This is a genomic window from Mesorhizobium sp. WSM1343 (assembly GCF_055901535.1).
Window position 1 is genome coordinate 5,797,204 of sequence record NZ_CM148370.1, and the last position, 25,847, is coordinate 5,823,050.

A 25,847-nucleotide genomic window follows, 5' to 3' on the forward strand; every position below is an offset into this window, starting at 1 on the left:
AGGAGCAACGCGCGCGCGGCTGCATGCGCAGACAAGACGCTGGAAAAGCAAGCTTCATACGGCTCACCTCAATACCCGGTGTCCGGGTACAGCGCTCGCCGACGAGCCCATCGAAAGGGGCTCGCCACTGGACGGTCTCATGTGCGCTCGCTGATCAGCAATAGAGGTTTTTGACGATGACGACGGGAATGAACGAGGAGTGCGACTCGAACTGTGCCACGCAGTCGATGGAGGCAGCACTGCCGCGATGGAATCGCAAAGAGGCCGAGGCTATTTACGGCATGCCGTTCAACGATCTGCTCTTCTTGGCCCAGACCATCCATCGCCAGAACTTCGATCGCAACCGGGTGCAGCTGTCGCGGCTGCTCAGCATCAAGACCGGCGGATGCCCGGAGGATTGCGGCTATTGCAGCCAGTCTGCGCATCACGAAACCGGCCTGAAGGCATCGAAGCTGATGGTGGTCAAACATGTCATCGAGGAGGCGACCAAGGCACGAGATGCTGGCGCAACCCGCTATTGCATGGGCGCTGCCTGGCGCAGTCCGAAGGACCGCGACATGGACGCCGTGCTCGCCATGATCGAAGGCGTGAAGGCGCTTGGCATGGAGACCTGCATGACGCTCGGCATGCTCGACCTCAGCCAGGCGCAGCGCCTGAAAGCGGCCGGTCTCGACTACTACAACCACAACATCGACACGTCCGCGCGCTATTATGGCAAGGTTGTTTCGACCAGGACCTTTGCCGACCGGCTCGAAACGCTCGGGCGGGTACGCGAGGCTGGGATCAAGGTCTGCTGCGGCGGCATTGTTGGCATGGGAGAGGAAAAGGCTGATCGCATCGACATGCTGGTAACGCTGGCGAACCTGCCCGAGCCGCCGGAAAGCGTGCCGATCAACATGCTGGTCCCCATCGCGGGGACGCCGCTTGCCGATGCCGAACCCATCGAGCCGATCGATTTCATCCGCACCATTGCGCTCGCCCGCATCATGATGCCGAAGTCGGATGTAAGGCTCTCCGCCGGCAGAACGGCGATGAGCGACGAGACCCAGGCGCTGTGCTTCTTTGCCGGGGCCAATTCCGTGTTTGTTGGCGACACGCTTCTGACGGCGGACAATCCCGGGGAGGACAAGGATACTCGTTTATTTAGACGTCTCGGCATCGAACCGATGCAATGCGAGGCGAAATGAACGAGCCACCGCTCGCCCGCTATGAAGCCACCTTGCAGGGACTGGCACGCAAGGACCGGCTGCGCACATTGGCGCCGCGGGTCGGTTTGGACTTCTCCTCCAACGACTATCTCGGGTTTGCCGCCTCGAAGAGACTTGGCGATGCAGTTGCGGCCGCAATCGAGCGGGGCACCCCTGTTGGCGCTACCGGATCGCGGCTTCTGCGCGGCAACGCGCCGGAGCATGAGGCATTGGAGGCAGATGCGGCGGTGTTCTTCGGGGCCGAACGGGCGCTGTTCTTCGGCAGCGGCTATGTCGCCAACTTCGCCCTGCTGAGCACCCTGGTGAAAAAGGGCGACCTGCTGGTCCTCGATGAACTGGCGCATGCCAGCATGCATGAAGGGGCGCGCGCTGGACGCGCCGAGTTCAGGCTGGTGGCGCACAATGACATTGATGCTTTTGAGGATGCGATAAGGCGCTGGCGCGCCGAAGGCGGCTTGGGGCGCATCTGGATCGGGGTCGAAAGCCTTTACAGCATGGATGGCGACCGCGCGCCGATGGGGAGCCTGGTCGAGCTTGCCGATCGGCACGGGGCATTCATACTGGTTGACGAGGCACATGCCACCGGGGTCTGGGGATCGGGGGGCCGCGGGCTGGCCGCGGCGTTCGAGGGCCGCGACAACATCATGGCCCTTCATACATGCGGCAAGGCGCTGGGTGCATCCGGCGCGATCGTCACTGGGCCGGGAGTGCTGTGCGACTATATTGTCAATCGCTGCCGGCCGTTTATCTACGCCACCGCGCCATCGCCGCTCATGGCAGCGGCGGCGCGCGAAGCGCTCGCAATGCTGGTCGACGAGCCGATGCGCCGCGTTCAGTTGCACCAGTACGTTGGCTTAGCAAGCAGGCAACTGGCCGAGCGTTGCGGAGCCAAGCCCAGCGGTTCGCAGATCCAGCCATTTGTCATTGGGGAGGTAACGCGCACAATGGCGATCGCGGCGGCTCTGCAGGCCCGCGGCTTCGACATACGCGCCATTCGTCCGCCGACCGTGCCGGAGGGTACCTCGCGGCTGCGCATTTCACTGACGCTCAATGTCGGCAAGGCTGACATTTCGGCCATGGTCGAGACGCTTGCTGAAGTGCTGGCCACGGCATGAGCAAGCGCATCGTCGTCACCGGAACAGATACGGGAATTGGCAAAACGGTTTTTGCCGCGGGGCTGGCGGGCCTGCTCGACGGCTTCTACTGGAAGCCGGTGCAATCGGGTCTCGATGAGGAGACCGACAGTGAGGTGGTCGAACGGCTCGCTGGCCTGCCATCAGGGCGCGTGCTGCCGGAGGCCCACCGCTTGAGGAGCCCGCTGTCGCCGCACCGCTCAGCCGAAATCGACGGTGTCTCGATCGAGGCTGCCGATCTTGCTTTTCCGGTCCTGCCCACACCGCTCGTCATCGAAGGCGCTGGCGGACTGATGGTGCCGATAAACCGACAGATAAGATTCATCGACATCTTCGCTGAATGGCGGCTGCCGGTGATCCTGTGCGCCCGCACCGAGCTCGGCACGATCAACCACACTTTGCTGTCCATCGAAGCCCTGCGGGCTCGCACCATCCCGCTGATCGGTGTTGCCTTTGTCGGTGAAGAGGCGGCCGATACGCAAAGGACAATCACCGAATTGGGCGCGGTGCGTCAGCTCGGCAGACTGCCACACCTGGCTCCGCTCACGCGCGAAACTCTGCGAAAGGCGATGATTGCCGGCTTCGACCTCGCCCAGATTGCCGGAGGCGAGTGATGTCGGGGTCGCGCGTGTGGCATCCATTCACCCAGCATGCGATCGAGCCGCCGATGCCGGCCGTTATCCGCACCGAAGGCGCTTGGCTACAGACGAATGACGGTAGGCGTATCCTCGATGCAATCTCCTCCTGGTGGGTGGTCACTCACGGCCACCGCCATCCACGGATCATGGAAGCGATCCGGATTGCGACCGGGACGCTTGACCAGGTGATCTTCGCCGGCCTAACCCATCAGCCGGCAGAGCAATTGGCCTCCGCGCTGATCGAAATGGTACCGCCAGGCCTCGACTGGGTCTTTTATTCCGACAGCGGCTCTACCTGCGTTGAAGTCGCGCTGAAGATGGCGCTCGGCTATTTCCGCAACATCGGCGCGCCGCGCTCGCGCATCGTCGCGGTGGAACACAGCTATCATGGCGACACGATTGGCACGATGAGCGTCGGCGCTCGGGGCGTGTTCAATGCCGCCTACGAACCGCTTTTGTTCGAGGTCGACATCATTCCTTTTCCGGCCGCGGGGCGCGAGCAGGAAACGCTTGATCGTTTCGAGGTTCTGTCTCGCGACCGCCGCGCCGCCGCGCTGATCATCGAGCCGCTCGTGCTTGGCGCCGGCGGCATGCTGATGTATCCGGCCTGGGTTCTGACCGAATTGAAGAGGATCGCTGAGGCCTCCGGCACGCTCTTGATCGCCGACGAGGTGATGACCGGCTGGGGACGCACTGGAACCATGTTCGCCTTCGAGCAGGCGTCCATCTCTCCGGATATGCTGTGCACCTCGAAGGGTTTGACCGGCGGGGCCGTCCCGCTGGCGGCCACGCTCGCCAGCGATACCATCTTCCAGGCCCACTATTCCGTAGACCGGAAGAAGACCTTTTTCCACTCAAGTTCCTACACCGCCAATCCTATCGCCTGCGCGGCCGCATTAGCCAACGTGGAGGTCTGGCGGAATGAGCCTGTCGCCGAGCGCATTGCGGCCTTGAGCGCGAAACAGGCCACTGGCCTGCAACGCTTCCGAAACAATCCCTTCTTCGCCGACGCCCGAGCGAACGGTACGATCCTCGCTCTCGATCTGCGCACCGGCTCGGCCGGCTATCTGGCGGAGATCGGGCCGAAGCTGCGTGCTTTTTTCCTCGAGCGCGGCCTGCTTGTGCGCCCGCTCGGCAATGTGCTCTATCTGCTGCCGCCCTATTGCATCACCGGAGACGAGCTGGACGGGCTCCATGACGCCATCGAGGAGGCCGGCGAACGTTTCGGCTCGCGGTCATGAGCCGGTCGTCGCGCATACTGGGCTTCGGTCATCATGCGCCTGCGCGCAAGGTCGAGAACGCGGAAGTCGAAGATCGTCTCGGGCTCGAACCCGGCTGGATCGAGCGGCGCACCGGAATCCGCTCGCGCTTCTGGGCAACAGACGAGGACACGCTGTCGGGCCTTGCCGCACATGCCGGCGACATGGCGCTGGCCAATGCCCGCATCGAGCGCAGCGACATCGGTCTGCTGTTGCTCGCGACGTCTACGCCCGACCATCTTCTGCCGCCGAGCGCGCCGCTGGTGGCACACCGGCTGGGACTCGGCCGCGCCGGTGCGGTTGACCTGACAGGCGCCTGCGCCGGCTTCATCTATGCCCTGATGTTCGCGGACGGATTCACCCGCCTCCATGGCAAAGCGAGCCTGGTCATTGCCGCCAACATCCTCAGCCGCCGCATCAATCCGGCCGAGCGCGCCAGCGCGGTGCTGTTTGCCGATGCCGCCGGCGCCGTGGTGATCGGCTTCGGTGACAACCCGGATCGGGGCATCCTCGGCGTTTCGGTGGATTCCGACGGATCGGGCTACGGGCTGATCCAGATTCCCGCCGGCGGAAGCAACACCCCATTCCATGGCGACCTCGACCTCGAGCAGACACGGATGACCATCACGGACGGCCGTGAAGTGTTCAGCAAGGCCGTGGAGATGATGACCGCCTGCTCGCAGGCCGCGCTCACTGCTGCCCGAATGAGGCCGCAAGACATCGATCGTTTCGTGCCGCATCAGGCCAATGCGCGCATTTTCGATGCAGTTGGCAGGAACCTCGGCATTGCCGATGAAGCGATCGTCAAGACGATCGCCGACTACGGCAACTCTTCCGCCGCGACCATCCCGCTTTCGCTTTCGCTTTCGCATCGGGCACAGCCGTTTCGGCCCGGTGAAAAGATTCTTCTTACGGCAGCCGGTGCCGGTCTCAGCGGAGGCGCCCTCATCCTAGGAATTTAGCCGCACGCCGATCATGCACAGGAGTTGTCACGGATGATCCAGCAAACGGGTCTGCCAAAAAAGGTCGCCGCCAAGCTTCACGGGCGCTGGCGCGGTGACGCGAGAGCGATCAAAGTTGCAGGCTATTCTGTCGATCAGCACAATCGGCAATGTTGTCTTGCCGCAAGGGTCGTCGGCGCCTGGGAGAGGACAGAGCTCATGCACAGCTTCCTCGTTCGACGGGTCATCCTGGTCGGGTGGTCGGCCCTTCCGATGCATAGATCAACATTGTAGCGCAGCAGTGCAGCCGAGAATTTGAATAAGCGGCCCTCGAAGGCATCATCATGCAGTCCGAAAAAAATACCCATCTGCCTGCCTCAACAACACTGGCTCCCTTTCGAAATCCGGTGTTTCGCTCGATCTGGACGGCTACACAAATATCCAGCCTCGGCTGGCTCGTGCAAACGGTCGCCATCAGCTGGCTGATGGCCACGATTTCCGCTTCGGATCTGATGGTTGCACTCGTGCAGGCTGCATCCACCTTGCCGGTATTTCTCCTTTCGATCCTGGCAGGAGCCATTGCCGACAACTTCAGCCGCCGATGGGTGATGTTTGCCGGACACTGCCTGATAGCCTTGGCGTCAACGACGCTGATGATTTCTGTGGGTCTCGGATTTGCCGGTCCCTGGCTAATTCTCGGATTGGGTTTCCTGGCCGGCTGCGGCTTTGCCTTGAATGATCCGGCCTGGCACGCTTCTGTTGGCGATATCCTTCACAAAAGGGACATCCCGGCCGCGGTCACCCTCATGTCGGTCGGATACAACATTGTGCGTAGCCTCGGTCCGGCCTTGGGGGGCATGGTCTTGGCGTTCTTTGGACCGCTGGCCGCTTTCGCCTTGGCAGCGTTGAGTGATCTGGCGCCGCTAAGCGCAATATGGCGTACTCGATGGGATGTTCGCACTTCCCCTCTCCCTCGTGAACGCATGACGATGGCAATTCATGACGGAGTGCGCTTCACGGTGATGTCTCTGGAGATCAGGGCAGCAATTGCCCGTGCGACCCTTTTCGGCCTGGCAAGCATCTCCATCCTTGCATTGCTGCCTCTGCTTGTCCGGGACCAGCTGAAAAGCGGACCCATCATCTACGGCATCTTGCTGGCCGGCTTCGGCATGGGTGCTTTCATGGCGGGCATGAGCAATAGCTTTCTGAGGCGGGTCACGTCTCAAAACAGGCTGGTGTCCTTCGCCTCCGTCGCTTGTGCAGCATGTTGCCTTTCGCTTGCACTCACATCGTCGATCCCTGTGGCGGCGATTTCGCTGGCACTTGGCGGCGCGGGTTGGCTCATCACCTGGACTGGCATCGACGTGTCGGTGCAGCTCGCAAGCCCCAGGTGGGTGGTCGGCCGCACATTGTCGATCTACTACGCGTTGAGCGCAGGCGGGATGGCGGCCGGCAGCTGGATCTGGGGTACTGTCGCACAGAACTACTCCTTAGGCTGGGCTTTGGAGGGCGCCGCAGGCGCTCTGTTGCTGGTTGCAGCTGCGGGAATACTGTTTCCAGTCGGTCCATGGGAGGAAACGGACCAGGAAAGTTCGGGTTTTCGGCCGCCGGAGCTGGCACTCGACTTGAAGCCCAGAAGTGGACCCATAGTGGTGAAGGTGGAATATCGTATATCCGAAGAGAATATCGAGACCTTTCTGGGCTACATGCGCGCAAGGCGGCATGTTCAGAGCCGTGCGGGTGCGCGAAACTGGACATTGCAGCGAAATCTTCAAACGCCTTCGATTTGGACAGAGACATTCCGCACGCCAACCTGGATGGATTTTCTTCGCCTGAATCATCGGCTCACGGCAGCGGATAAGGAAGTCGGCCAGCGTCTCCTGGCACTGCATGATGGAGAGCGTCCTCCGGACACAGTGCTTTCGATCGAACGAACGACTGAGGCAGCCCGTGCCTCAACACTCTTTTCTCGTCCTCCCAGGTGACGTGATCACAAAAGGAATCGCATCGGGCATCGGGATCTGCGGCGCCGGTCGAGTTCAAGCAGCGCGAAGCCCGCAGGCAGTACACGAGGTATGCGGCCGGTGCTCTCTCGAGAATTGCCCCGCGGCGTCGAGCTCGGGGAACTCCGCTCAGGGCGATCCGCGAGGCGGCGCGAGACCGCAAAGAAGCGCATGGGTCTTGAGTGCTGGTGGTCGCCCGGCTGCGCCCTTCGGCGGGCGGTTCAGCCTTTGTGCGGCCCGCCCGGATGGCAGGATGGCCGGCAAGAGGATCTGACTCGCTGCAGGCTGGCGCTGGGCCAGCCAGAACCGGGGCTGTTCGAGCCCAAGCGTTTCGAATCGCACTGGCGAAGCGCACGCGTGGCCTTCGAGCTTTCGGCGCCGGAGAGGGCGGCCAGACGGAGCACCAGCCGAGTTGACGCCCTCGAAGGGCGGCCTCCGAGGAACGAGAACGCATTCAGTATCATTGCTGCGCCCTTTGGGCGGCTTGCCTTTCGCGATGTTCGAACGCGTCGGTGAAGCTATAGTTCTTGGTCGGTCACTCCAAGCGCCCGCCCCTCCTCACGCCATGTGGCGACCGCCCTTTCGACTTCTGCGAGGATCGTCTTCGCTCGATCGCTCCTCATCCGGAAATAAGAGATTACCGACATCGGTGCGTCGACAGTCGCTTCGGGTCCAGTTTCCTCGGATATGCAGGTTTTCAGCTCTCGCACGCGCTCAGGGAACGGGTTGATGTCGAATGCAGGCGCCGAGCACCATTGGCCGCGATGCACATGGAGAAAGCCGTGATTGTGGAGGCGGTCTTCGACATTGGTGATAGAGATCGAGAACGCGATACGGCGCCAAATGCGTCGAGAGTTGGTCCGTTTGGCCGAATCGACAAGGCGGTGGCGCTGCAACCAAACACGCTACTCTCGTGAGCATGTATTCATCCGATCCGCAATGGGCGCCAGGTGAGTCGCACAGGGGGGCGAACGATTGCGCCGCGGCAAAACGAAACGGGCGATCCTTGGCACGATCCAGACGTGGCAGCAGCAGGGCTCCCGCCTGACGTACCGAGCGGCGCCGCCGCATGCCGTCTCGACCTGAGCTTTAGCAAACAGGTGCTGTCGGCACCCAACGAAAGTGTCACATATCGAACATAGAGCCGTGTCCCAAACGTCTGCTTGGGTGCTCAGCCTGACCCCAAAAAACCAAAAAGAAAGGAGCGCGACGAAGTTGCGCCGGCCAATTAAGTGTCAGCGCGGAGCTACCTCTTCAGAATGGCACGTCGCTTGCTGCTCCGCATCGAACGCCGACGGCAACCCACATAACGGAGATGAATATTGGTTCAGAAATGCTGAATCCCGATGTATCGCGCATTCCTCAGGTACGAAGGAGGACCGAGGTGCACATGTTTTTGGTCAGGGATAGGCCGCCAGTTCGCCCTTTGACGCTTCCGCCTTTTATTCTTTGAACTGGAGATCCAGAATGAACGTAAGCAGCCTTCTTTTCGGCTCAGTTGCGGCCCTGATCTCCGTTTCCGTCGCTCGCGCTACGGACGAAGTCTCCGCGCCGGGTCCGAACGAATACGTCAAGATCTGCGACGTCTACGGTTCGGGCTACTTCCTTATCCCCGACACCAAGACCTGCGTGCGCATCGGCGGCTACATCCGTTACGACATCGGCCTCAGCGATGTCCGACCGTATGACGGGATAGGAACCTCCGATGTGAGAACTGGCGAGGCTCAGGGCACCTGGCGAAACAACACGCGCTTCACGTTCAAAACTTGGACGCGCCAGGAGACTGAACTCGGCGCACTGAGGGCCTATACTGAAACTCGCGTGAACTTCGGCAATCACAACGCTTATCGGGGTCCGGAAAGCCCTCACAACTATAGCTTCAACAGCGGCGTCACGTTGAATTCCGCCTGGATCCAGCTTGGTGGCCTCCGAGTTGGCAAGGACGAGTCGGCCTTCGACACGTTTGCAGGCTACGCCGGAAACGTGCTCAATAACGTACTCGTTCCGTACGGGGACTTCGATACCAACGTGGCTCAGTATTACTTCGATGCCGATAATGGCTTTTCGGCCCTGTTTTCACTCGAACAAGCGTCGGATGTAGTCGGTACTGTCGCCAGCCACGTTCCGCACGTCGTCTTCGGCATGAAACAGACGCAGGGCTGGGGCGCGATCACCGGCGTAGTCGCTCGTGACAGCGACTACGAAGCTTTGGCCGGCAAGTTCCGAGTCGATGTCAATGTCACAGATGACCTGTCGCTATTTGGAATGTTTGGCTACGGCTCCATTGGCAATCTCAACCATGACCCAACCAACGCGGTCGCGGCTCACGGTCGCGGCTTCTACAAAATTTGGAGCGGCAGCTGGGCTTTCTGGGCGGGCGCCACTTACACGTTAAACGAGAAAATTTCGTTCAACCTTCAGGTCTCGGGTGATCAGCTCAGGAACTCCGGATTGGCTGCAAACGTCGCCTACACGGTCATTCCTAGTTTCACGGTCACAGCCGAAGTCGATTATACCAATTACGCCAAGTTCGCTGCCGTCGACCGTTCCGGAACGAACCCGGCTCACGTCGGCAAAAGGAACAGCCTTGGCGGCGTGCTGCGATTCCAAAGCTCGTTCTAACGGAGCGAATCTGAATGTCGAAGGCCCGACTGGAGGCCTCGGTGTCTAGCTTTACGATGTTCAAAAATGTGGTCCCGGACGATCATGCCCGGCCAGGCAGCCCTTGCTTTTAAAGACGCCGTCCATTTTGCTAACGATCAGCCCGAAGCCAGTCTTGGGCCTCGCGGTTTGTGCCCCGGCTCTTCATGCCAGATGACCTGCCGCGGATCACGCATGTCGACCTTCTGCCCGCAGTAGGGGCAATTGTAAAAATGGTCGCGTTCGTCCACCACAGGGGTGCCGTGCCGCTTGCCGGAGATCGGGGGGCCAGGATCCGATGTCTTTGTCATGGCTACCAAACTTTCAATTCGTCTAAAATGTTCCGGAACTCTTTGACCACGCTAATTGACTTGCCGCCTTGCGAGTCAGTTCATGCGAAGTTCATCCCGCCCTTGATGCCCACCTTGGTGGAGAAGCCTCCAGGAGGGGATGGATGGATTCACGAGATCAAATTCGACGGCTACCGCTCGCAGCTCATCAAACGCGTCCAGGAACACTCCGGTCCACCGCCGAAGGGATGAAGCGGCCAGCGACGCAATGGGTCAAGCCGGGCCTGATCGGCCGCGTTAAGCACTGGCGAGGATGATTTGCGGTACGCTTCGCTGCAAGATTTCCGGGAGGAGAAGAGTGAAGTCTGATCATGGCCATTCGACGAAAAGCTACGGAGGCCGGTGTCTTTGACCCGTCTGAATTGGCCTTGTTGGGACGAGTTTTCGAGCAGCTTAAGGCTACCGGCCAAGCAACGGATGCGAGGGAAGCACTCGCATCCCGGATTATCGCGAATTACATGGCCGGCGTGACTGACGAGGCAGAGCTGGTTTCGCTTTCCAGGCAGCCTTTGGGTCGTTAGAGCATTCGACCCGCGCGGATCATCGCGCGAGCGATGGCAAGTTGCGCTTCCGTGCGTGCGTTTTCTTTCTGGGTCATGTTGTCGTAGGCAATCAGTCGTTTCAATGCTCGCAAGGTCTCGCCTCGGGTCCATCCAACTTCCAGCATGCAATCGAGAATGGTCTGAAAACCCGGGCTCCATGGCCTCCTGGCAGTCGATCGAGCGATCGAGATAGTCGTATTGACGTCTTGGCGGTTGATCATCTTGCCCTATAGCGATCGCCATGCTCTCGGTGCCCGAAACAAAACCAGTGCGGCTCTTGCCCTGGCTTGGCAAAGCCGAACGGAGCACGCACGCCGCACTCAGGAAACTCGCAGACGTGGTTTTCAATCCTCGCCCGCTCACGCGGTATGGCTGTCAAATGGCTTCCGCAAGTCTGCTTGGCTCGTCGCTCATAGGAGTGCAATCGGCTCGATCATTCCTGCATTATCGTTGGGCTGCTTATCGATGACTGTCGCGTTGACCTCCCGGCCGACACGATAGAATTGCAGGCTGCCGTCAATGTCGTGGCTGAGTATGTCCTTCAGGTCGCCAGCCGGCGTCTTGGGGTCAAGCCAGACATCGTAATAGGCTGGATCCAGCATGATCGGCTGGCGGTCGTGGATCTGATTGATGGGTGCCGCAGATGGCTCGGTTATGATCGTGCAGCTGGTCACGTCCAAGTTCGAATTGTAGGCCCAGAGGCCAGCGAACGAGAACGGTGCATCGCCAGGCTGGAAAATGTGCCATGGGTCTTTCTTGCCGTCGGCAGGCGAAATCGTCCACTCGTAATAGCCATCGGCCGGAATGAGGCAGCGTTTCGATCTGAAGGCATCCCGGAATGCCGGCGTTGTGTCGACGCCTTCGATGCGAGCGTTGAACATGGTGGCCCTTGGTATTTCCTTGGCCCAGAAGGGAACCAGCCACCATCGCCCGGTTCGAAGCCTTTGGTTGCCATCGTCGGCAGCCGTTATGAAGGGCACCTCATCTGTAGGCGCGATGTTGTAGCGAGGGACATCGTTCCGGCCAACCTCGGCCGGCGCCGTCAGCCGGTAGAGCCGGTGGATTTCCGACCAGGATAGATATCGGGTGTAGCGTCCGCACATGGTCTTACCCCTAGCTGCGCAGGATCTCGTGAACGCTGAGAGGGCCGAGATCAAGAATCCGCTCGTAGCTGCCGGTGCGGCGCCACACGCCCCGTGCCTTGCCGCTTTCTCGGTCGCGCTTCGGATCGAACACCAAGTGGTCAAGGAATGCCGTGTCTGCGAAACAGTGGAGCCTCCAATTTTCATACTCGCCGCCCGGCCAGATCGCCTGCACTTGGCGCGTCCTGTGGCGCAGCCCCCGTTCATCGCAAAACTTCTTGATCAAAGCGAAGTTCCGGTCGACACCAGATCATCCGGCAAGGCGACCTGAACGGCCATTCGCGGTCGATCCTTGCCGGTGTAGGGCCGCCGCTGCGCGTTACCACGCCGGCTCGGAAAAACTGTCAGCCTGAAGCCGCATGGCCGCCAGCGTCAGAGCAATCGCGGTGTTGGCCGGGGGCTTATCCATGTAAAGGCGGCCGTCGAAGTAACGCCATGCCGCCACGCTCCTGTCGTCATCGTCTTCATCGTGCTCCAGATCAATGATCCGCGCATCGCAGGGCTCTTGGTCGATCTCGATCTTCCAGCCGGTGAGTGATTTCTCGGCAATTGCGGCCACCTCGGCAAGATTGGCGGTGAGGTAGGGCAACCTATTTCGGCAGCCTCTTCCGGCGTTCCGGGCTCATTCACCCAACCCATCACATAGCAGATGTCGATTTCTAGTTGCCGATCAGGTCCGACGGCGGTTTCAAGGCGCTCTATGATCTGAGGATAGAGCTCCTTCCTTTCGGGCCACGTCGCCGGATTGACCGTTTTCACTTTCGGTTCATCCGGTCCGACAGCTGTGGATGTGGAATATGCCGGATTCACGACATCGAGTTCAACCCTGCAAAGTCGGTGAACTGTCAAGCAAAGTCGTGCGCGCTCTTTGTTGTCCTGATGCGTGAGCACAAGTTAGAGCCATACATGCAGTCGCCTGAGGTCTTCGTTAGCAAGATCACACAACACGCGCGCGACCCCCGGCCTCACGAGACATATTGGAAGCAACAGCGGTTGGTGAACCCGCTGGTGGCTCTTTTTGGGTCCACTCGCGACGACGCAGGGTCGCTCAGCCGATCCAGTCACCCTTGGCGTTCTCCCGGTATACTGATTTGCCCTCATAATATTCTAGGCTGACGTTACCATCGGCATCGACATCACCGACGATTTGATCGTCGCGCTTGAACAGTAGCCGCCTGAACTCCACGGCAGCGTCGCTCGAAACAAGCGCCTGAATATCTGCATTTAGCCAAAGAGATTCAATTGAGTCGGCAACGAAGCAGAGTATGAGTCTAGACGAATACACCAAGTTGCTAGAGAGATGGCGGATTGCGTCACGGACCTCTTGGATCTCAAATCGCCCGTATCTGGCGTAGAGCCAGTGCAGCATCATGGTGTCGTCGCCGATCTTTATGAGGTGCCGATACCAATGGTAATCCCGGGGCATCTGGAAGATGCCGCAGAACTCGACGCGCTGGGCGTTCGCTGCGTGAACCCAGCCTTGCACTGCCAAGCCGACAACTTCGAGAAGATGGTTGCGGCGAGCGATTTGCTCAAGGTCGTAGCCGGAAGTCGCCAACCGATTCCGCGTGGGGATGCGCATCTTCCATCCTGCTTCTAACACCGTCACCGCTCCTGGGCTAAACTCCGCCCAATACGCTTCCCGCGTCACCGGGTCGCAAATCACCACCAGCACCGGGAGCGAGAAGTCGGACCAGTATTCTAGATGCTTCAGCTCTCCACGATAAATGAAGGCATCGTCATCTATCCCGCGGAAAAAACTCTCTCCGCACTTGATTTGGACGGCGACAAGCCGACCGGTGCCCCGGCGCTTCTCGTCCTGTTTGTCAACCAACTCGATTTCGCCATCGATGCCTAAGTCACGCCGCTCGCGAGGCCGAAAGATGTAGCGCAGCTCGTCATGGACGATCCCGTCCACTATTCGAACGCCCAGCGCCCCAAGTTCGGATTCATCGGTGACTATCGGTCGTGCCATGGCATCCTCCTGACCGCGATATCAGGTGCCGGAGCCAATCGCGTCAAGTACGATAGCCAGTCCATTTGGTTATCACCGACCGTAAAATCCGGTGCCTTCGACAGCCGCGTCTGCTTGCCCACTTACGCTGAGTGTTGGAAACTGAAGGAAAGGCGGCTTTCGGGATCGCTGACCTTTGTTCGGAGCGACTGTGATGAGGCGCGAAGCGGCCGTTCACAACGTAAAGAGCTTGGGGAGCGTGTTCCCGCGCTCTCAGGGAAGGCGCACGTGCCAGAAGTCGATGCCCTCAAAGCTATCCAAACCCGAATTTAGCGACGCCATTGTCCATAAGAAACCGCAATTCAGGCTGAGTCGCGACCCAGAAAGTTCGAAAAGCTTCCAAGAACCCCAACCAAACCGGATGCTGAGCAAGGCGACTTCGCTCCAAGAACCGCCTTAGTTCTACTGTCGCGAATACTCCTGAAATAACATCAAGGGTTGTCCGAAGACCGTGCGAACTCTGCGTCGCCTCCACTGCAATTCGATAGACCAGGCTTGTGAGGGCGGTTGCGTCGTTGATCATCAACCAATAGAGAGGGGATAAATCAGACAAAAGGACCAACCAATGACCAACCCAACCAGTACCCGCGCTGCCGAACTAGCTGAGTTAACCGCCGACATTGTCTCAGCATATGTCAGCAACAATCCTTTGCCGGTGGCTGGCTTGCCGGAGGTGATAGCATCGGTTCATGCTTCGCTGTCCGGACTTGGCACGCCGATCGCGCCTGTTGTTGAACCGCAAACTCCTGCGGTCAACCCGAAGAAGTCGGTGACGCCAGACTTCATTATCTGCCTCGAAGACGGCAAGAAGTTCAAATCCCTAAAGCGGCATCTTAGCACGGACTTCGGCCTGACACCGGATGCCTATCGCGCCAAATGGAACTTGCCGCACGACTATCCTATGACAGCTCCGAACTACGCCGCTCAGCGCTCGCAATTGGCGAAGTCCATCGGGCTTGGCCGCAAGGCTGAACCCGTCGCACCAGCCAAAAAGGCACCTGCGAAGCGGAAAGCCAAAGCGTAGTCCGCCACCACCTGACGCGACGGAAAGACTCAGCTATGTCTGGAGAGCGGCGGACCTGAAAAGGACCGTCTGGCCGGCGCCATTCGGGCAACCTCCTAGCGAGGGCGCCGGTCTTTTTTCCTAGCGAAGTTCGTCTTGTCAGGATATCTGCACTTAGAACCAGTGGGGAACGGGGCGTGACAATTAGGGCGATGCTGTCTTTTGCCCCGAGAACAATTTTTCCCGAGGTTGGCTGATCGGCGATTGTGGCCTTCGCCCAATAAATGTTCAGGTCGCCACAAGCGACTTGATTGTCAAACGCAGTTATCCGACCAACCGGCTTGCGGTCGAAGATGCGCTCGACAAAGAGAATTTCGGCCATGAGCCGGCCGCTCAGCACGAAGAAGAACTCGACACCCATGACACCGAGGTTGATATCAGAAACGGGGAAGAAGTGGCCGATCAACACCAGTGCGATCGACAGGCCGCGCCATCCATCGAGATAGGTCAGCCTTGTTCTTGACGATGTATCGGCGGCGGACAGGGACACGACAAGCTGCGTCGCCGAGATATCCGTCATGCCGTTGCCTTCGCATTCCAACGATGCGAGGGCTGCAGATGCTCCTAGTCCGTTCGCATTCCTCGAAGCATATTGCAGCGCAATAGAGAGCGAGATGGCAACACTGTGGCGTTTACGGCCGTTATATCCGGGAGCGACGAAAAGGGCCGCGAAGACCCCTTCCCCAGGGTTGCCAACCCCAAGATCGGCAATCGGTATCTCAGTTGGCGGCAGCCACCGCGCGACGATGAGGATGAGACGGCGTCTCACCTTGTATGGGATCCTCCTCGCATTTGGTGCAGGACTCTTTTTCGGGTGTCTCCTTTAGTTGGGTCAAGCGGCTGCCGGCGGTCGGCTCTGTGGGGGTGGATAGGCGCCGCACCGGTACGTTTTGAGGTCAAGGTGACCGGGGCGAACCACGGGCTAAGCCGAGCTCAATCCATGGTCCTATCCGGAGCAATGCCGCCAGCTAGGCGATAGCTGCTTTCGACCGGACCCGAATGCGCTTGACAAATCGGAGCCGGCCCGTTCAACCTGGGGCATTGACCAGGGGAGTCCCGGCAAGGGGCTGAGATACTGCTGGCTTTCGCGGCGCAGTGACCCGTTGAACCTGATCCAGTTCATACTGGCGTAGGGACGGTGCAAGCGCTTTGCGGGAGTTTACGCCCGAGGTCCTGTTTCAGCAGGTCAACAGAAGCGTCTTTTCATCCTTCCGGCACAGAACTGGGTCTCCAATGCATGAGCAAAGGAGCCTCACGATGAATGCCATCACCCCTGCGGTCTCGACGGGACCACTGCCCGCCTCGCGGAAAATCCACAAGCCCGGTGCCATCCATCCCCACATCAGGGTGCCGATGCGAGAAATCTCCCTCCATCCGACGGCGGGCGAACCGCCTGTCACCGTCTACGATCCGTCCGGTCCCTATACCGACCCGACTGTCGAAACCAGCATCGAAAATGGCCTTGCCCGACTTCGCCACGAATGGATTACGGCACGCGGCGATGTCGAGGACTATGACGGCCGCCACGTCCGGCCGGAGGACAACGGATTTGCGGCGGGCGAGCGGCTGACGCCGGAGTTTCCAATTCGGAACCGGCCGCTCAGGGCCAAGCAGGGCAAGGCGGTGACCCAGCTTGCCTATGCGCGCGCCGGCATCATCACGCCCGAAATGGAGTTCGTCGCCGTCCGCGAGAACCTTGGCCGCGACATCTGGCGTGGCAAGCTTGAGCGCGACGGTGAAAGCTTCGGCGCGGCTATTCACGATTTCGTCACACCGGAATTCGTGCGCGACGAGGTGGCGCGCGGGCGCGCGATCATTCCCGCCAACATCAATCATCCCGAGAGCGAGCCGATGATCATCGGCCGCAATTTCCTGGTGAAGATCAACGCCAATATCGGCAATTCGGCGGTCACCTCCTCGATGGCGGAGGAAGTGGAAAAGATGGTCTGGGCGATCCGCTGGGGCGCCGACACGGTGATGGACCTGTCGACCGGCCGCAACATCCACAACATCCGCGAGTGGATCGTTCGCAATGCGCCGGTGCCGATCGGCACGGTGCCGCTCTATCAGGCGCTCGAAAAGGTCAACGGCATCGCCGAGGACCTGACCTGGGAAGTCTACCGCGACACGCTGATCGAGCAGGCCGAGCAAGGCGTCGACTATTTCACCATTCACGCCGGCGTGCGGCTGCACTACATCCCACTGACCGTTGACCGGGTCACCGGCATCGTCTCGCGTGGCGGCTCGATCATGGCCAAATGGTGCCTGCACCATCACCGGGAAAGCTTCCTCTACGAGCATTTCGCGGAAATCTGCGACATCTGCCGCGCCTATGACGTGTCCTTTTCGCTCGGCGACGGGCTCCGTCCGGGCTCGATCGCCGATGCCAATGACGCGGCGCAATTCGCCGAGCTCGAAACGCTCGGCGATCTGACGCAGATCGCCTGGGCCAAGGACTGCCAAGTGATGATCGAGGGTCCCGGCCATGTGCCGATGCACAAAATCAAGCAGAACATGGACAAGCAGCTCGCCGTCTGCGGCGAGGCGCCGTTCTACACGCTGGGACCGCTGACAACCGACATAGCGCCGGGCTACGATCACATCACCTCCGGCATCGGCGCTGCCATGATCGGCTGGTACGGCACCGCCATGCTCTGCTACGTCACGCCGAAGGAACATCTCGGCCTTCCCGATCGCAACGACGTCAAGACCGGCGTGATCACCTACAAGATCGCGGCGCATGCCGCCGACCTCGCGAAGGGGCATCCAGCGGCGAAAGTCAGGGATGATGCCCTTTCCCGCGCGCGCTTCGAGTTCCGCTGGGAAGACCAGTTCAACCTGTCGCTCGATCCAGAAACGGCGCGATCCTTCCACGACCAGACCTTGCCCAAGGAGGCGCACAAGGTGGCGCATTTCTGCTCGATGTGCGGGCCGAAATTCTGCTCCATGCGCATTTCCCACGACATCCGCGCCGAGGCACATAAAGAGGGCATGGCGGCGATGGCGGCGAAGTATCGCGAGGGCGGCGATCTCTATGTGCCGGCGGACGAGACCGACGCACCGCTCATGCCACAGGCGCACGAGCGACCATGAGGGTGCTGGTCAAAGGGGCCGGCGTCGCCGGCCTCACCGCCGCCTTCGAGCTCGCCACACGCGGCGCGGCGGTGACAGTTGCCGAGACAAGGCCTGGGCTTGGCGGCAACGCATCATGGTTCGCCGGCGGCATGCTGGCGCCATGGTGCGAGCGCGAAAGCGCCGAGCAGCCGGTGCTCGATCTCGGACGCGATGCCGCAGACTGGTGGGATGCGGCAACGCCCGGGCAGGTGACGCGGGCCGGAACGCTGGTCGTGGCCGCGCCGCGCGATGCGGGCGAGCTCGACCGGTTCGCCCGCCGCACGTCGGGCCATCGGTGGGTCGATGAAAGTGAAATCGGGTTGATGGAGCCCGACCTCGCCGGCCGCTTCCGTCGTGGATTGCTCTTCTCCGACGAAGCCCATCTCGACCCGCGCCAGGCGATGGCGGCACTTCATGACAGGCTGGCGGTGATGGGCGTCGAATTCCGCTTCGGCACCGACGCCCGGCTTGCCTCCGGTTTCGATCGCCGGATCGACTGCACCGGAATGTCCGCGGTAGATGACCGACTGCGCGGCATTCGCGGCGAGATGCTGATCCTGCGCTCCCCCGATGTCTCGCTGTCGCGCCCGGTCCGACTGCTTCATCCGCGCTTTCCGCTCTACCTGGTACCGCGCACTGACCACCATTTCATGGCCGGCGCGACGATGATCGAGAGCCAGTCCACTGGACGGGTCACGGCGCGTTCCATGATGGAGCTTTTGGGCGCGACCTATTCCCTACATCCGGCCTTTGGCGAGGCCGAGATCGTTGAAACCGGTGTCGGCGTCCGCCCAGCCTTTTCCGACAATCTGCCGCGTGTCGAAGCACGCGAAAGCACTGTGGCGATCAACGGACTTTATCGCCATGGCTTTCTTCTCGCGCCCGCCATGGCGCGCCAGGCGGCCGAACTCGTCTTCAGTCACGACAAACCTTTGGAGCTCGCCAATGAAACTGATCGTCAACGGCCAAGCGCGTGAGATTCACGCCTCCACGCTGGCCGAACTGCTTGCCGCGCTCGACTATGAAGGCGATTGGCTGGCGACGGCTATCAACAGCGACCTCGTGCACAAAGCCAACCGGGCGCAGTTCCAGTTGAGCGACGGCGACCGGATCGAAATCCTCTCACCGATGCAGGGAGGCTAGCGTGTTTGACCTTCTCGGGACGACGCTTCCTTCCCGCCTGCTTCTCGGCACCGCGCAATATCCATCGCCGGCCATCCTTGCCGATGCGGTCCAGGCATCGGGCACGTCGGTGGTAACGGTGTCCCTGCGGCGTGAGATGGCCGGCGGCAGGGACGGCGAAAAGTTCTGGTTGTTGATCCGCTCTCTTGGCGTAAGAATCCTCCCCAACACGTCTGGCTGCCACTCCGTCAAGGAAGCGGTCACGACCGCGAAAATGGCGCGCGAAGTGTTCGGCACGAACTGGATCAAGCTCGAAGTGATCGGCAACCACGACACGCTGCAGCCTGATGTGTTCGGCCTGGTCGAAGCTGCGCGCATCCTGTGCGACGACGGCTTTGCGGTATTTCCCTATACCACCGATGACCTTGTCGTCGCCGAGCGGCTGCTGGAAGCGGGCTGCCAGACCCTCATGCCTTGGTGCGCGCCGATAGGCTCGGCCCTCGGGCCAATCAACCTCACGGCGCTGCGCTCGATGCGCAAACATTTCCCCGACGTTCCCATGATCGTGGATGCCGGGCTCGGACGGCCGTCGCACGCGGCCACCGTCATGGAGATCGGCTTTGACGCCGTGCTCCTGAATACGGCGGTCGCCAAGGCAGTCGATCCAGTCGGCATGGCGCGTGCATTCGGCAAGGCAATCGATGCCGGCCGTGAGGCCTTCCTGTCGGGGATGCTGGAACCGCGCGACGTCGCGGTGCCATCGACGCCGACCATCGGCAGAGCGGTTTTTTCATGAAGCTCGATCCCTTCTACCTGATCGTCGACAGCGCTGCCTGGATCGAACGGTTGGCGCCGCTCGGCGTGAAGCTGGTTCAGCTTCGCATCAAAAGCATGAATGAGACCGGGTTGCGCGCGGAGATCCGCAAGTCGAAGGGCTTGTGTGCCCAACACAAATGCCAGCTCATCGTCAACGATCATTGGCGCCTGGCAATCGAGGAAGGCTGCGATTTCGTGCATCTCGGCCAGGAGGATCTGCAAACCGCCGACCTCTCGAGGATACGGGCAGCCGGCGTCAAGCTTGGATTGAGCACGCATGATCGTGTCGAGCTGGAAACGGCTATGTTTGCCGAGCCCGACTATGTTGCGCTCGGACCGATCTATCCCACCATCCTGAAGAAAATGAAGTGGATGCCGCAAGGGCTAGAGCGGATCAGCGAGTGGAACCGGCGAGTGGCGCCGATCCCATTGATCGCTATTGGCGGCCTCAACCCTGACCGCCTCAACGGCGTCTTTGAGGCCGGCGCTAACAGCGCGGCAGTGGTTACCGACATCACGTTGAGCTCCTATCCCGAAACGCGCACGCGAGAATGGATCGAAAAGACGGACCGATGGCGATGAGACGAGAACCGCATGTGCTTGTCATTGGCGGTTCGGATTCCAGCGGGGGTGCTGGAATAGCACGCGACATCGAGACGATCTCTGCCATTGGCGTGCGCTCCTGTCTCGCCGTCACAGCGCTGACGGTGCAAACGCATAACGCCATAATGGAAATCCATCATTCGCCACCCAGCTTGGTGGCCGATCAGATGTGTGCTGCGCTGCAGGCCAACGAAGTGGCCACGATCAAGATCGGCATGCTCGGAACAGCCGAGATTATCGCTGCGGTTGCCGCCGTACTGCGCGAAAATCGACAGGTGCCGGCACTACTCGACCCTGTGCTGGCCTCCTCTTCAGGCCGCGCACTTCTGGAAGCAGGCGCCATCGCTGCCATGAAGCGCGATCTGATGCCGCTTTGCTGCATTGTCACGCCCAACCTGCCTGAACTGGCGCTCCTTACTGCCTGCGAACTGGCGGTGGATGAGGACGGAGTGCTCCAACAAGGACAAAGATTGCTGGGCGCCGGCACTCAAGCCCTGCTGATCAAGGCTGGGCATGCGTCGGGAGCCCGATCGACCGATATTCTGTTACGATCCAATCAAGAACCCATCCGCTTCGACGCACCGCGCCTTGCCGGATCAATGCGCGGAACAGGTTGCATGCTGGCCAGCGCGATTGCGGCGCATCTGGCGAAGGCGAAGGCGCTCGAAGACAGTGTGAGCGAAGGCAAGCTGTTTGTTTTCGAGAGGCTCAGAAGAAGGCAGTCACGCGAACGCGGCACCTGACGACAACGTGCTCGAGGCATGGCTTTCGGTGTTTCGCCTAAGAGTTCAGATCTACAAGGCCGCCATTTCGAGAAGTCCGTCACCGTGCTTTGCGTTCGTTGGGCAAATCTGACAACGGGCTGGGAGTCTTTGTCCACCTCTGCTTCTCTGAACCCGCGCTCGTCGGCTTCGGTCGAACGCTGCCCGTCCTCGCTCGGCTTTCTTCTGACACGCTGCTCGCTTTCGCGCGGTTTCCGCCTCGCTGCTGCCGTCGAGCCTCTCATACCGGATGCTGCGCTCCATCGCGCTGATTGGCGTCTGGTCGTTCTTAACGATCTCATCTCTATCGTGTGGGCGCGCCTTCTGCCAGCCTGCTGTCCGCGCGGCGCTGCTGCTAGAACTCGCGTCGAAGCGCCACGGGGACGCGCGCGGCGATCTGCCGTAGGACGAGCGGGCGACGAAATTCGCGGGGCATTAACTGCGCGCTGGCCTCGCCTCATCAGCCGAGGTCCACGACGCTACGTGCGAACAACTCGGCCTCGCCGAGATGATCCGAGCAAAGGGGCGTCCTCAGCAGCACCGCAAATTGGGCATGATGCATCCATTTCGTGGATGTTCTTTATCGAAGCAATCGATTTCTCTGATTGCCCGATGATGACTATGAAGCGTCTGTTGGCGTGGTGGGCGCCATCGGAGTAGTTGCATGGAATCGCTTGTCCAGTGCGGCCCGGGTGCCGAGGCGATCTTCGGTGGGGTCGACCATGTGATCTGCAGCCGAACGGCAATCGGCCGTCGTGGAGACAATGAGCATGGATCCGGCCGGGTGGTCTACCTTGTGAAAATAATAGCTGAAACAAACCGCGTGTGGTGGCGAGCAAGGCCACGCGCGGGAGTCGGAATCCACGTCGAGAATCATCGGCTTGCGCCGCGATGGTGACGCACCGAACTGTTCGGCCGCAAATTGGGAAGGCATCGCCCACATCACCGCTGTGCCTGCAGTCCCCATGCCAGCGCTAAATTTGACGTGTTCAGTAGGAGCCAAAGCAATATGCACCGCCGTAGTCTGATTAAGGGATTCGTTGCACTCGGCGCGTGTCCTGTTTGCGCTGAAGCCGCGCGGGCGACCAGCACCGAATGGGGATATGCCGGCCCGGTCGGACCCGAAGAATGGGGGCATCTGGACAAGAAGAACTTGGTCTGCTCGGCGGGCATGCAGCAATCGCCGGTCGATATCAAAGGCGCGGTCAAAGCGGATATTCCCCACATCGCCATAGGTTGGCACAGGGACGGCGGTAGGATGGTGAACAACGGCCACACCATTCAGATCAATCTGCCGCGAGGCAGCACGCTCACTCGGGGGGACCGTGTCTATGAACTGCTACAGTTCCATTTCCATGCGCCAAGCGAGCACCACGTTGCAGGCAAGAGTTTCCCGATGGAAGTGCATTTTGTCCATAAGGACCGCAACAGCGATACTCTCGGTGTGCTGGCCGTGTTTCTGACGCCAGGCCGCACAAATGCGAGCTTTGCCAGGCTTGCTGCAGCACTTCCAGCAACGTCAGGCAAAGAGGCAGCGGTCGACGACGTCGACCCGAATGGGCTTCTGCCGGCTTCGCTTCGCTATTGGACTTATGAAGGGTCTTTGACGACGCCGCCATGCACCGAAAACGTTGACTGGATGGTGGCGACGGAACCGGTTGAGGTCGACCCAGCGGATATCGAGCGATTTACCTCGCACTATCCCCGGAACGCGCGCCCTATCCGTTCACTCAATCGGCGATTCATCCTTGGCCTCAGTTGAGGCCCCTCCCGCCGCGACGGGGCGAAGCACCGCCTGCGCGTCATATTCATCTGCTTCCAAGATCGTGAGGATGAGCTCCGCGTCGCGGAGGCGCCTCTGGGGGCTCGTTCTATGCCTGGAAGCGGGCCAAGACCAAATTCGGCAAACGGTGTTTAAGCCGTCCTTATAAGGGGAGAGGTAGGCGTGGCTTTCCTGTTCCAGCAGCAACCGGCCGCATACCGAACCCATGACGAGCTGGACTTCAGGTTGGGCCTTCGCAAGGCGTGCACCGCGGATCAAACGCCGTTTCCTTGGGAAACACGGCTCAGTTCCGACAAAGCAATTGTAATCGCCCTAGCCGCCACGATTGCGCTCTTGATCGGGACGCAGGGGCAGCCCCCGCAGATCGACGACGCGATCCTAAGCCAGTTGCGAACGATACAGATCAACGATGCATTGCTGCGGCGCGACGTCGCCCGCGCCGGGACGTATATGGTATTGGACTCCCGGTCGGTTGCTTCTGCCGGACAGGCTTTGCAAAGGAATCGTGAGAACTTGCAACGCTCTCCCGAGGCTTCGCCGGATGAGAGCTCCGTGCAATCCAGATTGCGCGCGCAGCTCATAAACTCGATCGAAAACAAGGAGGCTGCCGTCTCAGCCTTGGTCAAGCAAGACCAGCTTGTGCAAAACTGTCTCGCAGATCTTGCTCGCTCGCTTGGTCGCCTTGGGGAGGCACCGTCGCGCAGGGTTGTACTGTCCAAGCTGATCGCATTTTCGGCCGAACCGGGGCTCACGCTCGCATCACAGATGGATCAGCCTCCCTACCGGGTTGCTGCCAGCCAGGCCCGGGCTGCCGCGGATGTTGTGGTCAAGGCCGGCGCTGCCGCGTCTTCTTTATGGAGGTTGGACCAAGCTGCCAATCAGGTCGCATCCCTCGACACGTCATCCAAGGCCGCCGAACTGGAACGAGAGCATCTGAAAGGCTATAGCCTGGCCAGTGCGCAAGCGCAGCGTACGCGACTTTTCTTTGGCTTTTTGTCCATATGGATCTGCTTGTTTGCGATCATTCGATCCTCCAGACAGCATCTGCGGACGAACCGACTGAAAAGGCGGCTGGAGGTTGAAGAGGCGATGAGTGAGATCGAAGCTCGCTTCAACGACAGTAGAGCAAAGAACGACGCAGCGCGCTTTTCCACTGAAGCAGCGCTTAGACTCGTCCAACGCGTTTTCCATGCGGATCAATGCGCACTTGCTCTGGTTGATCCGAGCCTCAGCAGGCACACCGAGTGCTTTTTGGCAAACACGTGCATACCCGTCTGGAACGTCGCACTTGTTGATGAAGTTGTTTCACTTGTCCGCGAAGGACGGCCAGTGTTTCGCGTCGTTCCTGCGGCGGAAGTGGTTCGCACCGCCAAAGGCGCTTCAGGTGTTTGTCAAATTGTTGCTTGCAGGGCCTCCGATCAGCAGGCTGCGGTTTGCATCCTTGTTTTTGAACAAAATCGCTCACTCCCCTCAGCTGACGACCTGCGGGTTCTTGCAAGTGCTATTGCGCGTTTGAGCCACCATCTTGAGATGCAACGTGTAAATGCCGAACGCGACCTTCTGGTGAGTCGATGGGAGCATTTGGAAAGGCTAAGGACAATCGGCACGATTGCAAGCGCCGCCACACATGAATTCAACAATATTTTAGGCGCAATAATCGGCTATTCAGAGATTGCTCAAGGTCTTGTACGTCGCCCCTCCAGAGTTCGGAACCACATCAACCAAATCATCTTAGCTGGACACCGAGCCAAGCTGATCGTTGACCAGATCTTGTCACTCAGCCGAAACCGGAAGCGCGAGGCGGTCCCTATCAGCGTCTCCGAGATTGTTATGGATCTTGCGCCATTGCTGCGGGTGACAGTTCGAGCGGATGTTCAGTTGAACTTCAAAATCGACGAGTGGCAAACGGTGGTCGAGGGCAGCCCAACCGAGATACAGCAGATCCTTATGAATTTGTGCAAGAACGCGTCGGAGGCTGTCTTGAACCAGGGCCGTGTCGAGATTAGCGTTTCTCGCGCCCAGGTTTGCCAAACAAAGCCGCTGGCTCAGGGCACCTTGAGACCTGGACATTACGTTCTCCTGTCCATCAGCGACGATGGCCCAGGAATTGCAAGTTCGATACTTCCGCATATCTTTGAGTCCTTTTTTACCACCCGCTCTCGCTTCGGCGGGACCGGGCTGGGTCTTGCTGCGGTTGACAGGCACGTGAGCGCGCTCGCAGGATGCCTTGACGTCACCTCGGCTGTTGGCCGAGGTACCCGCTTCGATATCTACTTACCGGCCTCTGAGGAGGAGCCCGTCAGCGCTGACATCGCTGTCGGCCCATACGACGGATCACTTGGCAACGGAGAAATTATTGCGGTCGTGGAGTCCGACCGAGCAGAGTTGGAGAACTACAAGAAGAATATCGCCGCGCTGGGTTATAAGCCGGTCGGCTTCGCGACCTTCGAAAGCCTTTGCGGCTGGATCGAGAGCGGGAAAGCAGCCGACCTGCTGATTTTCGGTAAAGCGCCTTTCCTCGAGCGAGGACAGGCAGAATCCGCATGCCCCACCCTCATGAAGGTGCCTGTTATAATTGTCGGTGAAATCGACCCCATGCCGGTCACATCTGCCAATCAGGCCTTCGTCCTTCGGCTAGCGAAGCCGGTCTCGTCCCGGACAATGGAGCATGCGGTTCGTACAATGATGATGGCATGATGCCGCCGACTCGCTCAG

General features: G+C 60.1%; 23 protein-coding genes, 1 pseudogene and 1 riboswitch. Of the genes and pseudogenes, 18 read left to right on the forward strand and 6 right to left on the reverse strand.

The window, feature by feature from the left end:
• The first annotated feature begins 176 nt into the window (after positions 1-176).
• From bioB to AC0NIL_RS28260, 6 genes are all read left to right on the forward strand, one after another.
• Complete coding sequence (bioB, locus tag AC0NIL_RS28235; protein ID WP_473573992.1) at positions 177-1,187, forward strand: biotin synthase BioB; 1,011 nt, start codon at positions 177-179, stop codon at positions 1,185-1,187.
• On the forward strand, positions 1,184-2,323 hold the full coding sequence (locus tag AC0NIL_RS28240) for an 8-amino-7-oxononanoate synthase (protein ID WP_473573993.1): 1,140 nt from the start codon (positions 1,184-1,186) through the stop codon (positions 2,321-2,323). Before bioB ends, AC0NIL_RS28240 begins: the two co-directional genes overlap by 4 nt.
• Complete coding sequence (gene bioD, locus AC0NIL_RS28245) at positions 2,320-2,955, forward strand: dethiobiotin synthase (RefSeq protein ID WP_473573994.1); 636 nt, start codon at positions 2,320-2,322, stop codon at positions 2,953-2,955. The genes AC0NIL_RS28240 and bioD overlap by 4 nt, the downstream gene beginning before the upstream one ends.
• Positions 2,955-4,220 (forward strand): adenosylmethionine--8-amino-7-oxononanoate transaminase, encoded by a 1,266-nt coding sequence (locus AC0NIL_RS28250; RefSeq protein WP_473573995.1) that lies wholly within the window; start codon positions 2,955-2,957, stop codon positions 4,218-4,220. Before bioD ends, AC0NIL_RS28250 begins: the two co-directional genes overlap by 1 nt.
• The gene (locus tag AC0NIL_RS28255) at positions 4,217-5,200 is read left to right on the forward strand and encodes a beta-ketoacyl-ACP synthase III (protein ID WP_473573996.1); all 984 of its coding nucleotides are present in this window, start codon (positions 4,217-4,219) and stop codon (positions 5,198-5,200) included. The genes AC0NIL_RS28250 and AC0NIL_RS28255 overlap by 4 nt, the downstream gene beginning before the upstream one ends.
• A gap of 323 nt (positions 5,201-5,523) precedes the next feature.
• A complete protein-coding gene (locus tag AC0NIL_RS28260) occupies positions 5,524-7,164 on the forward strand; it encodes an MFS transporter (RefSeq protein WP_473573997.1) in 1,641 nt (546 codons plus the stop codon).
• 536 nt (positions 7,165-7,700) lie between these two features.
• Here AC0NIL_RS28260 and AC0NIL_RS28265 read toward each other — a convergent pair.
• Complete coding sequence (locus tag AC0NIL_RS28265) at positions 7,701-8,078, reverse strand: HipA domain-containing protein (RefSeq protein WP_473573998.1); 378 nt, start codon at positions 8,076-8,078, stop codon at positions 7,701-7,703.
• A gap of 571 nt (positions 8,079-8,649) precedes the next feature.
• Here AC0NIL_RS28265 and AC0NIL_RS28270 point away from each other — a divergent pair.
• Entirely contained in the window at positions 8,650-9,804 is a 1,155-nt protein-coding gene (locus AC0NIL_RS28270; protein WP_473573999.1) for a porin, read from the forward strand.
• Between the two features lie 885 nt (positions 9,805-10,689).
• Here AC0NIL_RS28270 and AC0NIL_RS28275 read toward each other — a convergent pair.
• From AC0NIL_RS28275 to AC0NIL_RS28290, 4 genes and pseudogenes are all read right to left on the reverse strand, one after another.
• A pseudogene (locus AC0NIL_RS28275) lies at positions 10,690-10,957 on the reverse strand (hypothetical protein).
• Positions 10,958-11,124: 167 nt separating this feature from the next.
• Positions 11,125-11,817 carry an SOS response-associated peptidase gene (locus AC0NIL_RS28280; RefSeq protein WP_473574000.1) on the reverse strand — a complete coding sequence of 231 codons (693 nt, stop codon included), beginning with the start codon at positions 11,815-11,817 and terminating at the stop codon, positions 11,125-11,127.
• Between the two features lie 10 nt (positions 11,818-11,827).
• Positions 11,828-12,082 (reverse strand): hypothetical protein, encoded by a 255-nt coding sequence (locus AC0NIL_RS28285; RefSeq protein WP_473574002.1) that lies wholly within the window; start codon positions 12,080-12,082, stop codon positions 11,828-11,830.
• A 93-nt stretch (positions 12,083-12,175) separates the two neighbouring features.
• A complete protein-coding gene (locus AC0NIL_RS28290; RefSeq protein ID WP_473574004.1) occupies positions 12,176-12,445 on the reverse strand; it encodes a hypothetical protein in 270 nt (89 codons plus the stop codon).
• Between the two features lie 248 nt (positions 12,446-12,693).
• On the opposite strand from AC0NIL_RS28290, the gene AC0NIL_RS28295 reads away from it, so the two are divergent.
• Positions 12,694-12,972, forward strand: coding sequence for a hypothetical protein (locus tag AC0NIL_RS28295; RefSeq protein WP_473574026.1), 279 nt, complete (start codon positions 12,694-12,696; stop codon positions 12,970-12,972).
• On the opposite strand, the gene AC0NIL_RS28300 is transcribed toward AC0NIL_RS28295, so the two are convergent.
• Positions 12,905-13,831, reverse strand: a complete 927-nt coding sequence (locus tag AC0NIL_RS28300; RefSeq protein WP_473574005.1) for a DUF4365 domain-containing protein — start codon at positions 13,829-13,831, stop codon at positions 12,905-12,907. The genes AC0NIL_RS28295 and AC0NIL_RS28300 overlap by 68 nt on opposite strands.
• A 604-nt stretch (positions 13,832-14,435) precedes the next feature.
• Here AC0NIL_RS28300 and AC0NIL_RS28305 point away from each other — a divergent pair.
• From AC0NIL_RS28305 to AC0NIL_RS28350, 10 genes are all read left to right on the forward strand, one after another.
• Positions 14,436-14,894, forward strand: coding sequence for a Ros/MucR family transcriptional regulator (locus AC0NIL_RS28305; protein ID WP_473574006.1), 459 nt, complete (start codon positions 14,436-14,438; stop codon positions 14,892-14,894).
• Positions 14,895-15,180: 286 nt separating this feature from the next.
• On the forward strand, positions 15,181-15,396 hold the full coding sequence (locus AC0NIL_RS28310; protein ID WP_473574007.1) for a hypothetical protein: 216 nt from the start codon (positions 15,181-15,183) through the stop codon (positions 15,394-15,396).
• 574 nt (positions 15,397-15,970) lie between these two features.
• Positions 15,971-16,087, forward strand: a riboswitch (TPP riboswitch).
• 103 nt (positions 16,088-16,190) lie between these two features.
• Positions 16,191-18,026 carry a phosphomethylpyrimidine synthase ThiC gene (gene thiC, locus AC0NIL_RS28315; protein WP_473574008.1) on the forward strand — a complete coding sequence of 612 codons (1,836 nt, stop codon included), beginning with the start codon at positions 16,191-16,193 and terminating at the stop codon, positions 18,024-18,026.
• Positions 18,023-19,024 carry a glycine oxidase ThiO gene (gene thiO / locus AC0NIL_RS28320; protein WP_473574009.1) on the forward strand — a complete coding sequence of 334 codons (1,002 nt, stop codon included), beginning with the start codon at positions 18,023-18,025 and terminating at the stop codon, positions 19,022-19,024. Before thiC ends, thiO begins: the two co-directional genes overlap by 4 nt.
• Positions 18,993-19,190, forward strand: coding sequence for a sulfur carrier protein ThiS (gene thiS, locus AC0NIL_RS28325; protein WP_473574010.1), 198 nt, complete (start codon positions 18,993-18,995; stop codon positions 19,188-19,190). The genes thiO and thiS overlap by 32 nt, the downstream gene beginning before the upstream one ends.
• A 1-nt stretch (position 19,191) precedes the next feature.
• Positions 19,192-19,965 (forward strand): thiazole synthase, encoded by a 774-nt coding sequence (locus AC0NIL_RS28330; RefSeq protein WP_473574011.1) that lies wholly within the window; start codon positions 19,192-19,194, stop codon positions 19,963-19,965.
• Positions 19,962-20,567: a thiamine phosphate synthase gene (locus tag AC0NIL_RS28335; RefSeq protein WP_473574012.1), complete on the forward strand. Its 606-nt coding sequence runs from the start codon at positions 19,962-19,964 to the stop codon at positions 20,565-20,567. The genes AC0NIL_RS28330 and AC0NIL_RS28335 overlap by 4 nt, the downstream gene beginning before the upstream one ends.
• A complete protein-coding gene (locus tag AC0NIL_RS28340) occupies positions 20,558-21,331 on the forward strand; it encodes a hydroxymethylpyrimidine/phosphomethylpyrimidine kinase (RefSeq protein ID WP_473574013.1) in 774 nt (257 codons plus the stop codon). The genes AC0NIL_RS28335 and AC0NIL_RS28340 overlap by 10 nt, the downstream gene beginning before the upstream one ends.
• A gap of 1,027 nt (positions 21,332-22,358) precedes the next feature.
• Complete coding sequence (locus tag AC0NIL_RS28345; protein ID WP_473574014.1) at positions 22,359-23,111, forward strand: carbonic anhydrase; 753 nt, start codon at positions 22,359-22,361, stop codon at positions 23,109-23,111.
• A gap of 183 nt (positions 23,112-23,294) precedes the next feature.
• Positions 23,295-25,829, forward strand: coding sequence for an ATP-binding protein (locus tag AC0NIL_RS28350; protein WP_473574015.1), 2,535 nt, complete (start codon positions 23,295-23,297; stop codon positions 25,827-25,829).
• Positions 25,830-25,847 lie beyond the last annotated feature (18 nt).

Excerpts from the sequence above, each read along its gene's own strand:
- AC0NIL_RS28250 (WP_473573995.1), top strand. The coding sequence starts at position 2,955 with ATGTCGGGGTCGCGCGTGTGGCATCCATTCACCCAGCATGCGATCGAG.
- bioB (WP_473573992.1), top strand. The coding sequence starts at position 177 with ATGACGACGGGAATGAACGAGGAGTGCGACTCGAACTGTGCCACGCAG.
- AC0NIL_RS28260 (WP_473573997.1), top strand. The coding sequence starts at position 5,524 with ATGCAGTCCGAAAAAAATACCCATCTGCCTGCCTCAACAACACTGGCT.
- AC0NIL_RS28345 (WP_473574014.1), top strand. The coding sequence starts at position 22,359 with ATGCACCGCCGTAGTCTGATTAAGGGATTCGTTGCACTCGGCGCGTGT.
- thiS (WP_473574010.1), top strand. The coding sequence starts at position 18,993 with ATGAAACTGATCGTCAACGGCCAAGCGCGTGAGATTCACGCCTCCACG.
- AC0NIL_RS28305 (WP_473574006.1), top strand. The coding sequence starts at position 14,436 with ATGACCAACCCAACCAGTACCCGCGCTGCCGAACTAGCTGAGTTAACC.
- AC0NIL_RS28300 (WP_473574005.1), bottom strand. The coding sequence starts at position 13,831 with ATGGCACGACCGATAGTCACCGATGAATCCGAACTTGGGGCGCTGGGC.
- AC0NIL_RS28240 (WP_473573993.1), top strand. The coding sequence starts at position 1,184 with ATGAACGAGCCACCGCTCGCCCGCTATGAAGCCACCTTGCAGGGACTG.
- AC0NIL_RS28340 (WP_473574013.1), top strand. The coding sequence starts at position 20,558 with ATGGCGATGAGACGAGAACCGCATGTGCTTGTCATTGGCGGTTCGGAT.
- AC0NIL_RS28270 (WP_473573999.1), top strand. The coding sequence starts at position 8,650 with ATGAACGTAAGCAGCCTTCTTTTCGGCTCAGTTGCGGCCCTGATCTCC.
- bioD (WP_473573994.1), top strand. The coding sequence starts at position 2,320 with ATGAGCAAGCGCATCGTCGTCACCGGAACAGATACGGGAATTGGCAAA.
- thiC (WP_473574008.1), top strand. The coding sequence starts at position 16,191 with ATGAATGCCATCACCCCTGCGGTCTCGACGGGACCACTGCCCGCCTCG.
- AC0NIL_RS28255 (WP_473573996.1), top strand. The coding sequence starts at position 4,217 with ATGAGCCGGTCGTCGCGCATACTGGGCTTCGGTCATCATGCGCCTGCG.
- AC0NIL_RS28335 (WP_473574012.1), top strand. The coding sequence starts at position 19,962 with ATGAAGCTCGATCCCTTCTACCTGATCGTCGACAGCGCTGCCTGGATC.
- thiO (WP_473574009.1), top strand. The coding sequence starts at position 18,023 with ATGAGGGTGCTGGTCAAAGGGGCCGGCGTCGCCGGCCTCACCGCCGCC.
- AC0NIL_RS28280 (WP_473574000.1), bottom strand. The coding sequence starts at position 11,817 with ATGTGCGGACGCTACACCCGATATCTATCCTGGTCGGAAATCCACCGG.